General features: G+C 63.0%; 2 protein-coding genes. Both read right to left on the bottom strand.

Annotation, left to right across the window (positions count from 1 at the left end; translation table 11 throughout):
- Positions 1–9515, bottom strand: a 9515-nt coding sequence (locus tag ACYYKW_RS25955) for an amino acid adenylation domain-containing protein (protein ID WP_464991541.1), incomplete at its 3' end; no start/stop codon positions are given.
- The coding region (locus ACYYKW_RS25950; protein WP_464991540.1) for a phosphopantetheine-binding protein at positions 9515–10276 on the bottom strand (762 nt) is incomplete at its 5' end. The genes ACYYKW_RS25950 and ACYYKW_RS25955, both read right to left, overlap by 1 nt.

Raw genomic sequence — 10276 nt, 5'->3', positions numbered from 1 at the left:
GCCGGGTAATCCGGGTCCAGCGGCACATAGGCGCCGCCAGCCTTGAGCACCGCCAGCAGGGCGACCAGCAACTGCTCGGAGCGTGGCATCGCCACGCCCACGCGCACTTCCGGGCCGACGCCCATTTCGGTCAGTTTGTGCGCCAGACGATTGGCCTGTGCGTCCAGTTCGGCGTAAGTCAGTTGACGGTCGCTGAACGTCACCGCCAGCGCATCCGGCGTCACCGCTACGCGATCGGCAATCGCCTGATGAACGCACTGTTCAGTGACGAACGCGGTGTCAACGCACGGAGCGTTTTCGATCAGCTGCAACTCGCCAAGCGTACGTTCGCTCGATTCGCTCATCTGCCCGAGCAAGCGCTGCAGAAACTCGCCCAATTGCGCCACGCTGTGTGCGGCGAAGCTGTCGCACTGGTAGCTGAAGTGCATGGACAACTCGTCGCTCAGATGCACCAGCAGAGTCAGCGGGTAGTTGGTCTGTTCGTGGTTGGCGATCTCGCCGAAACGCAGTTCTTGCGGCGCGCCCTGGGCCAGGGCCTCGGACACCGGGTAATTCTCGAACACCAGAATATTGTCGAACAGCGCTTCACCGTTGCGCGCCGCCCAACGCTGAATGTCGAACAACGGCGTGTGTTCATGCTCGCGCAGCGCCAGGTTTTGCGTCTGTACGCTTTGCAGCCACTCGCCAACACTGAATTGCGCACGCGGGCTGGCGATCACCGGCAGGGTGTTGATGAACAGGCCGATCTGCTGCTCGACGCCTTTGAGCTCGCTCGGGCGCCCGGCCACCGTGGCGCCGAACGCCACGCTCGCCTGCCCGGTCAGGCGCTGCAACAGCAACAGCCACGCCGCTTGGATCAGCGTGTTGACGGTGACCTTCTGCTGCCGGGCGAACTCGCCCAATTGCCGGGTTTGCAGCGCATCGAGCACACAGAAATGCTCGCCATGGCCCTGTTGTGCGGCGTCGCCACGCTGCGCCTGGAGTGCCGGCGCCAACAAGGTCGGCGCCTCCAGCTCCGCCAGTTGCGCGGTCCAGTAATGCTCGCTGGCCTGGACATCCTGACCTTGCAGCCACTCGATGTAATCGCGATACCGCCCGGCCAGCGCCGGCTGGGCGATGCCGCTGTAACGCTGCAAGACCTCGCCAAGCAACTGCGAGTTGCTCCAGCCGTCCATCAGGATGTGATGGTTGGTGTAGATCAAATGGCAGCGCTGCGCATCGAGACGCACCACCACCATCCGCAGCAACGGCCCCTGACTCAGGTCGAAACCCTGCGCCTGCTCGGACGCGGCCAGTGCATTGAGTTCATTCGGGCAAGCGTCGCGCTCGCGCCAGTCGAGCACGCTGAAGGGCATCTGCAAATGCTTGTGCACCACTTGCAGCGGCCGCGTCAGTTGGCCTTGCCAGACAAAACCGGTGCGCAGGATATCGTGGTGATCCACCGCCGCTTGCCACGCCTGCTGGAAGCGCTGCGGGTCGAGGCCTTCGACATCGAGGCGAACCTGGTTGAGGTAATCACCGCTGGCCTGCTCGTAGAGGCTGTGGAACAACATGCCCTGCTGCATCGCCGACAGCGGGTAGACGTCGGCGATCTGCTGCGCCGGCACCGGCAAGTTATCGAGTTGCGCCTGAGTCAGCCCGGCCAGCGGGAAGTCCGAGGGGGTCAGGCCTTCGATGCCTGGGGTCAGGCAATGCTCGATCAGCGCGGTCAGCTCGTCAGCGTAATCCGCCGCGAGGGCTTCGATCACCGCCGCGTCGAAACGCTCGGTGCTGAAGGTCCAGCCGACGCGCAATTCACCGCCATACACCTGACCATTAAGGGTCAACCAGTTACCCAGCGGCGCGTCCGCGCTCTGGTCGAGGCCGGCGTTGTCCGGCGCGGGGGCAAACAGCGCCGCTTCGTCAGCGGCGAAACTGCCGTCGAACTGGCCGAGGTAGTTAAAGGTGATGCGCGGCGTCGGCAAGGCGCGCAGGCTTTGCTGTGCGTCAGCATTGCCGAGATGACGCAATGCACCGAAACCAATGCCCTTGTTGGGGATCGAGCGCAGTTGCTCCTTGACCTGTTTGATCGACTCGCCGGGCGTTTGCGCCGGGGTCAGGCGCACCGGAAACAGGCTGGTGAACCAGCCCACCGTGCGGGTCAGGTCCACGCCGTCGAACAATTCTTCGCGACCATGACCTTCGAGCTGAATCAGCGTCGACGGTTGCCCGCTCCAACGGCCGATCACCCGCGCCAGTGCGGTCAGCAACAGGTCGTTGACCTGGGTGCGATAGGCCGCCGGGGCTTGCTGCAGCAATTGGCGGGTCAGCTCCGTGTCCAGCTTGGTCTGCACGGTCTGCGCCAGTCGATTGTGCTGCCCGGCATCCACGCGTTTGCAGGGCAAGTCGGTGCTGACATCGCGCAAGCAAGCCTGCCAGTACGCCAGCTCCTGCTGCAACGCTGTGCTGTTGGCGTAGCGCTGCACGTGTTCGCTCCAGTCCTTGAAGGCACTGGTTTTCGCCGGCAGGCGCAGCGGCTGGCCGTCGAGCAATTGCTGATACGCATTCTGCAGGTCTTCGAGCAGAATCCGCCACGACACACCGTCCACTGCCAGGTGATGGATCACCAGGTGCAAACGTTGCGTGCCGTCAGCCAGTTGCGCCAGCACCGCGCGCAGCAGCGGCCCGTTTTGCAGGTCGAGGCTGCGCTGGGCGCGGTTGCCCAAGGCTTCCAGCGCCGTGGCATCGGCGACCTGCTCCTGCCACAGCAAATTATCCGACAGGTTTTCGACGGCACGGTGCTCGGCCTGCCACACGCCACCACGCTGAGTGAAGCTCAGGCGCAGGGCATCGTGATGGGCAACCAGCGCGCGCAGCACTTGCTCGATCTTGTCCGCATCCAGTGGCTGACGCGGCTTGAGCAGCACCGACTGGTTCCAGTGATGGCGCTCAGGAATGTCGTCTTCGAAGAATTGCTGCTGAATCGGCAGCAGCAGCGCTGCCCCGCTCACCGCTTGTTGATCGATCAATGAGGGTTCAGCGCCCAATTGCGCAACCAGCGCCAGTCGCGCAATGGTCTGATGCTGGAACAGGTCTTTCGGGTTCAGGCCAATCCCGGCCTGACGCGCGCGGCTGACCACTTGAATCGAGATGATCGAGTCGCCGCCCAATTCGAAGAAATTATCGTTAAGGCCGACTTGCGGCAGCTTCAGCACCTCTTGCCAGATCGCCGCCAGACGCTGTTCCAGCTCGCTTTGCGGCGCCTGAAAAGCCTGTTGGACCTGACTCGCATCCGGTGCTGGCAGCGCATTGCGGTTGAGTTTGCCGTTGGCGGTCAACGGCAATTGCGCGAGCAGCAGCAGGTGCGCCGGAATCATGTGATCCGGCAGGTTGTCCTTGAGTTCGGCACGCACGCTGTCGCGCCACTGCGCCTGCTCGGCCGCACTGGCCTCAAGCAACGCAGCATCCTGCGGCACCAGCCACGCGACCAGTTGCTGACCGCTGAGGCCCGATTGCGCGAGCACCACGGCCTGGCGCACGGTTTTCTGAGCCTGCAGTTGCGCTTCGATCTCGCCCAGTTCGATACGGAAACCACGGATTTTCACCTGATGGTCGATCCGCCCGATGTACTCGACGACGCCGTCGGCGCGATAGCGGGCGAGATCGCCAGTGCGATACAGACGACCGCCATCTGCCGCAAACGGGTCGGGGATGAATCGCAGTGACGTCAGATCGGCACGGTTCAGATAACCGCGCGCCAGACCGGCACGCCCGACGTACAGCTCACCGATGCAACCCTTGACCACCGGATTCAGATCACCGTCGAGCAGGTACCACGACAGATCAGCGATCGGCACGCCGATCGGGCTGCTGGCGTCGGCCTGCAAATCGGCCATCGACAGCGGACGGTAAGTGACGTGAACGGTGGTTTCGGTGATGCCGTACATGTTGATCAGTTGCGGCGCCTGATCGCCAAAACGCTCGAACCACGGCCGCAGGCTCTTCACCTCCAATGCCTCGCCGCCGAACACCACATAACGCAGCGCCGGCAGTTGCGCGGCGTGCTCCGGCGCGCAGGCCACTTGCATCAATTGCTTGAACGCCGAAGGCGTCTGATTGAGTACGGTGACGCCTTCACGGCAGAGCAGGGCAAAGAAATCTTCTGGCGAGCGGCTGACCTCGTAAGGCACCACGACCAGTTTGCCGCCGTACAGCAGCGCACCGAAAATCTCCCACACGGAGAAGTCGAAGGCGTAGGAATGGAACAGGCTCCAGACATCGTCCGCGCTGAAATCGAACCAGGCATCGGTGGCCTCGAACAGGCGCAGCACATTGCGATGCGCGAGCAAGGTGCCCTTTGGCTGGCCGGTCGAACCGGAGGTGTAAATCACATAGGCGAGGTTGTCGGCGCTCATGCTGACTTGCGGATTGCAGTCGCTGTAGCCTTCGAGGTCTTCACCCTGCTGATCGAGCATCAGGCTGTGCACGGCATCCGGCACCGGCAACTGCGCAAGCAGATGGCGTTGGGTCAGCAGCAAACCGATGCCACTGTCGCCGATCATGTAGCTCAGGCGCTCTTGCGGATAGCTCGGATCCAGCGGCACATAAGCGCCGCCGGCCTTGAGAATCGCCAACAGACCGACCAGCATGTCGAGGCTGCGCTCCACCGCCAGACCGACGCGCACATCCGGGCCGACACCCTGCGCAATCAGTTGGTGGGCCCATTGGTTGGCCCGGCGGTTGAGCGCGGCATAACTCAGCGTTTCACCGGCGCAGCTCACGGCGATGGCGTTGGGTGCGCGAGCGGCCTGGGCTTCGATCAGATGATGCAGGCACTGTTCGCTGGGGAAATCGACGACCGCGGGGTTCCATTGCAGCAGGGTCGCCTCGCGCTCGGCGGCATTGTGCAGCGGCAGATCAGCGATGCGTTGAGCACTGTCGGCGACGATGCCGTGCAGCAGATTGAGCCAGTGCTGCGCCAAGCGCTCGATGGTCGCCAGGTCAAACAAATCGGTGGCATAGGTCAGCTCGGCCCAGACGTTGTCAGCCGATTCGAACGTGTTCAGGGTCAGGTCGAACTGCGCGGTGTTCGAGGCCCATGGCAAGCCTTCGATGTGCAATTGCGGCAGGCGGGTTGCGCCCTGCCCCTGTCGGGCCTGGCTCTGGTGATTGTGCATCACCTGGAACAGCGGGCTGTGGCGGAGGCTGCGTTCCGGTTGCAGCGCGTCGACCAGTTGCTCGAACGGCAGATCCTGATGGGCTTGCGCGCCGAGCACGCTGTTTTTCACTTGTTGCAGCAGGCTGCGGACGGTCTGCTGACTGTCGAATTCGGCCTTGAGCACCTGAGTGTTGACGAAAAACCCGATCAGGCCTTCGGTCTCGACCCGATTGCGGTTGGCCACCGGTACGCCGACGCGGATATCAGCCTGTCCGCTGTAGCGATGCAGCAGGGTCTGGAATGACGCCAGCAGCAGCACAAACAGGGTAACGTTTTCACGCTGCGCGACCTGCTTGAGCGCCGTCGCCAGTTCAAGACTCAGTGGGACATCGTGTCGTGCACCGCGATAGCTTTGCTCGGCGGGGCGTGGACGGTCGCTCGGCAGTTCCAGCAATGGCTGCTCACCGTCGCCAAGTTGCGCCGTCCAGTAATTCAATTGACGCTCACGCTCACCGGCGTCCATCCATTGTCTTTGCCACACCGCGTAATCGGCGTATTGCACCGGCAAGGCTGGCAATTGCGAGGTCTGGCCCTGGCTGTAAGCGGCGTATAACGCCACCAGCTCATCGACCATGACATTCATCGACCAGCCATCGGAGACGATGTGGTGCAAGGTAATGACCAGCGCATGATCGGCCGCGGCCAGACGCAGCAATTTAACCCGCAGCAGCGGGCCTTGCTGGAGATCGAACAGGTGCAGGGTTTCTGCCGCGACCAGCGCTTGCAATGCCGCATCATCCAGCCCCGCCGCGTCCTGCACTTGCAGGTCCAGCGCGCCGTGGGCCTGAATCACTTGCAGGGTTGTGCCCTGCTGTTCGACGAAGCAGGTGCGCAGGGATTCGTGACGTTCGATCAGCGCATCGAAGCTCTGCTGCAACGCTGGCAAATCCAGCTCGCCGCGCAGACGCAGCGCCGCAGGGACGTGATATGCCGTGCTGGTCGGCTCCAGTTGCCAGAGGAACCATTGACGTTCCTGCGCATAGGAAAGCGGCAACGGTTGTAGACGGGGCAAGGCAACAATCGGCGGTTCTCCGGTTGTCTGATCGACGCCCAGTGCGGCAACGAAATCTTCCAGCGTGCTGTGTTCGAACAGGCTGCGCAGCGGCACTTGCACGTTGAGCGCCTGACGCACGCGCGACACCACCTGGGTCACCAGCAACGAGTGGCCACCCAGTTCGAAGAAGTTATCGCTGAGGCCTACTCGGTCCAGCTGCAACACCTCTTGCCAGATTTCGGCGACGGCGTGCTGGGTGGCGGTTTGTGGCGCAACGTAATTTGACTGCAACTGGCTGGCGTCTGGCACCGGCAAGGCTCTGCGGTCGACTTTGCCGTTGGGGGTCAGCGGCAGTTGTGCGAGAAACAGCAAGTGCGCCGGCACCATGTAATCCGGCAGTTCGGCCTTGAGGCTGGCCTTGAGTGCGGCGCGCAGCTCGGCTTCATCGATAGCACTGCCAGACGGCACCACATAGCCGACCAGTTGCGCGCCGGTCGGGCCGTCCTGCGCGACCACCACGGTTTCACGCACGCTGTCGAGTGCGAGCAAACGGGCTTCGATTTCGCCCAACTCAATACGGAAACCGCGGATCTTCACCTGATGGTCGATACGCCCGATGTATTCGATCACACCTTCGGCGCGATAACGGGTCAGGTCGCCGGTGCGGTACAGACGCGCACCGGTTGTGGAAAACGGGTCTGGCACAAAACGTTCGGCGGTCAGGTCCGGACGCTGGAAATAACCGCGCGCCAGGCCCTCGCCACCGATCAGCAATTCACCGGGCGCGCCGAGCGGATTCAGCTCAAGGTCGCTGCCGAGGATGTACAACGCGGTGTTGTCGATCGGCGTGCCGAGGAATGGCCGGCTGTTGCCGGCACTCAGGGCATGTTGCGCCGACCAGATGGTGGTCTCGGTCGGGCCGTACAGGTTCCACACGTTCGGCGTCAGCGCCAGCATGCGCGTGGCCAGTTCCTGCGGCAGCGCCTCACCGCCACAGAGGAACGTGCGGCCCTTGAGAATCGCTGCGTGTTCGTGATCGAGCAGCATGCGCCAGGTCGACGGTGTGGCTTGCAGAATGCTGACGGCGTGACGCTCGATCAGTTCGAGTACTGCGTGCGGGTCCTGATGCACGTCCTTGCCAGTCAGTACCACGCAGGCGCCAGCCAGCAGCGGGCCGTAGATTTCCAGGCCGAAAATATCGAAGGAGAACGTGGTCAGCGAGAGCATCCGCTCGGCGGCGGCAATCCCCGGCTGCCGGATCATGCTCGCGACGAAATTGCTCAGCGCTGCGTGGCGCACCATCACGCCTTTCGGTTTACCGGTGGAGCCCGAGGTGTAGATCGTATAGGCCAGGTGTTCGCCATTGACGGCAACCTGCGGCGCAGTCTGTGGGTAAGTCGCCAGCCAGTCTGCTGGCTGATCGAGCAGCAGCGTTTGCACATCCTCCGGGATCGGCAACTGCGCCTGCACAGGCGTCTGGGTCAGCAGCCATTGCAGGCCGCTGTCCTCGATCATGTAGGCCAGCCGCTCCTGTGGATACGCCGGGTCCAGCGGCACATAAGCACCGCCGGCCTTGAGAATCGCCAGCAGTCCGACGAGCATGTCGGCACTGCGCTCGACTGCAATCCCCACCAGTCGGTCCGGCCCTACGCCGGCCTCGATCAGCTTATGCGCGAGCTGGTTGGCGCGGGCATCGAGCTCGCCGTAGGTCAGCACCTCATCGCCGATGATCAACGCCGTGGCGTGCGGATTCTGTCGCGCCTGCAAGGCGAAGTCATGCTGCGCGCAGTCGCCGTGCGCGCGGTGATCCGTCACGCGGAACCAATCCTGCAACAGCACGCCTTGCTCGGCCTGTTCCAGCAGCGGCAGCTCGCCGACACGTTGCGTTGGAGCGGTGACGATGCCTTGCAACAGGTTTTGCCAATGACGGGCCAGACGCTCGACCGTTTCAGGCTTGAACAGGTCGGTGGCGTAGGTCAATTCGGCGGCAAAACCGTCGCTGGATTCGTAGGTATTGAGGGTCAGGTCGAACTGCGCGGTGCGCCCTTCCCACTGCACGTCCTCGACGCTAAGTTGCGGCAACCGGGCGGCGCTGCGCCCTGAGTCACGGCCGGTCTGGTGGTTGAACATCACCTGGAACACCGGGCTGTGACTCAGACTGCGCTGCGGTTGCAGCGCTTCGATCAGTTGCTCGAACGGCAGGTCCTGGTGCGCCTGCGCCGCCAGCGCCGCTTGCTTGACCTGGGCCAGCAACTGGTTGAACGGCAGTTGCCCATTGATCTCGGCGTGCAACACCTGAGTGTTGACGAAGAAGCCGATCAGGCCTTCGGTCTCGACGCGGTTACGGTTGGCGGTCGGCACGCCAACGCGAATCTGCGCCTGGCCACTGTAGCGATGCAGCAATGCCTGGAACGATGCCAGCAACACCATGAACAGGCTCGCGCCCTCGCGCTGGGCCAGTTGCTTGAGCGCATCGCCGAGTGCCGCCGGCAGGCTCAGTTCGAGGCGTGCCCCGCGCAGGCTTTGCACGCCCGGACGAGGGAAGTCGATCGGCAGTTCGAGCACCGGCTGCTCGCCGTCCAGGGTCTTGATCCAGTACGCCAGTTGCCGCTCGCGTTCGCCCGCCTCCAGCCAGTGCCGCTGCCAGATTGCGTAATCGGCGTACTGCACTTCCAGCGCCGGCAGGCTCAGCGGCTGCCCGGCGGTGTCGGCGGCGTAATGCTGGATCAGTTCATTGACCAGCACCTTGATCGACCAGCCATCGGAAATGATGTGGTGCTGGATCAACACCAGCACATGGTCGTCCGCGCCGATTTCGAGCAACGCCACGCGCAGCAGCGGGCCGTGTTGCAGATCGAACGGGCGCGCCGTCTCGCTTTCAACGAACGCCTTGATCGCCGCCTCGCTGCCGGCTGCATCGAGCCCTGTGGCCAGCGCTGCCACGGCGATGTTCAATGGCAACTGCGGGTGAATCACCTGGCAAAAGCTGTCGCCGTGCTCAGTGAAGGTGGTGCGCAAACTTTCGTGGCGCGCCGCCACGGCGTTGAAGCTGCGCTCCAGCGCGGCGACGTCCAGTTGCCCCTTGAGGCGCAAGGCGCTGGGGATGTGATAAGCGCTGCTGTGCGGGTCCATTTGCCAGAGGAACAACTGGCGTTCCTGCGCATACGACAGAGGAATCGCCGCAAACCCGGAACGCGTCTCCGGGATCGGCAGATTGGCCGGCGAGACGCCCTCTTCAAGCATCTTCTCCAGGTACAGTTTGCGTTTGTCCAGCGGCAGAGTGATAAAGCGCTTGGCTACCCTCAAAGCAACACTCTTGTCCATCAGACTTCCTCCATATCGTCAAGCAGGGCTTCCAGCTTGCTCAGTTTCTGTTCGTTGATTGCCCCGCCTCCTGTATCGAGTCGAGCGACAAAATCGCTCAGGACGGGGTGCTGGAATAACAGTTGCGGGGTCAGCGTCAGGCCCAGTTCCAGGGCGATGCGTGACACCACGTTGACCGCCAGCAGCGAGTGCCCGCCCAGTTCGAAGAAGTGATCGCTGCGACCGATACGTTCGACGTCGAGTACTTGCTGCCAGATCGCCGCGACCTGCTGCTCAAGCTCGCTCTGCGGCGCGACATACGCGGCCTGCATCTGGCTGGCATTCACCGTCGGCAAGGCCTTGCGGTCGAGTTTGCCGTTGGGGGTCAGTGGCAACTGCTCAAGGAACAGCAGGTGCGCGGGAATCATGTAGTCAGGTAACGAAGACTTGAGGCCAGTCTTTAGTCCGTCGCGCAGTTGCCGCTGCGCTTGACCGTCCTGCATGTCCAGTTGCGGAGCGACCACGTAGGCCACCAGTTGCGCGCCGCTATCGCTGTCCACCGCCAGCACCGCCGCTTGCATAACCTCGGCTTGAGTGAGCAATCGCGCCTCGATCTCACCCAGTTCGATACGGAATCCACGAATTTTCACTTGATGGTCGATACGCCCCAGGTACTCCAGTTCGGCGTTTTCGCGCTGGCGAATCAGGTCGCCGGTGCGGTACATCCGCTCGCCGTTGCCGCTGAATGGATTGGGTACGAAACGTTCGGCAGTCATCGCCGC

This window comes from Pseudomonas sp. 15C, from assembly GCF_055484735.1.
The sequence above is the reverse complement of the archived record's forward strand: the minus strand, read 5'-3'. Positions and strand labels throughout refer to the sequence as shown.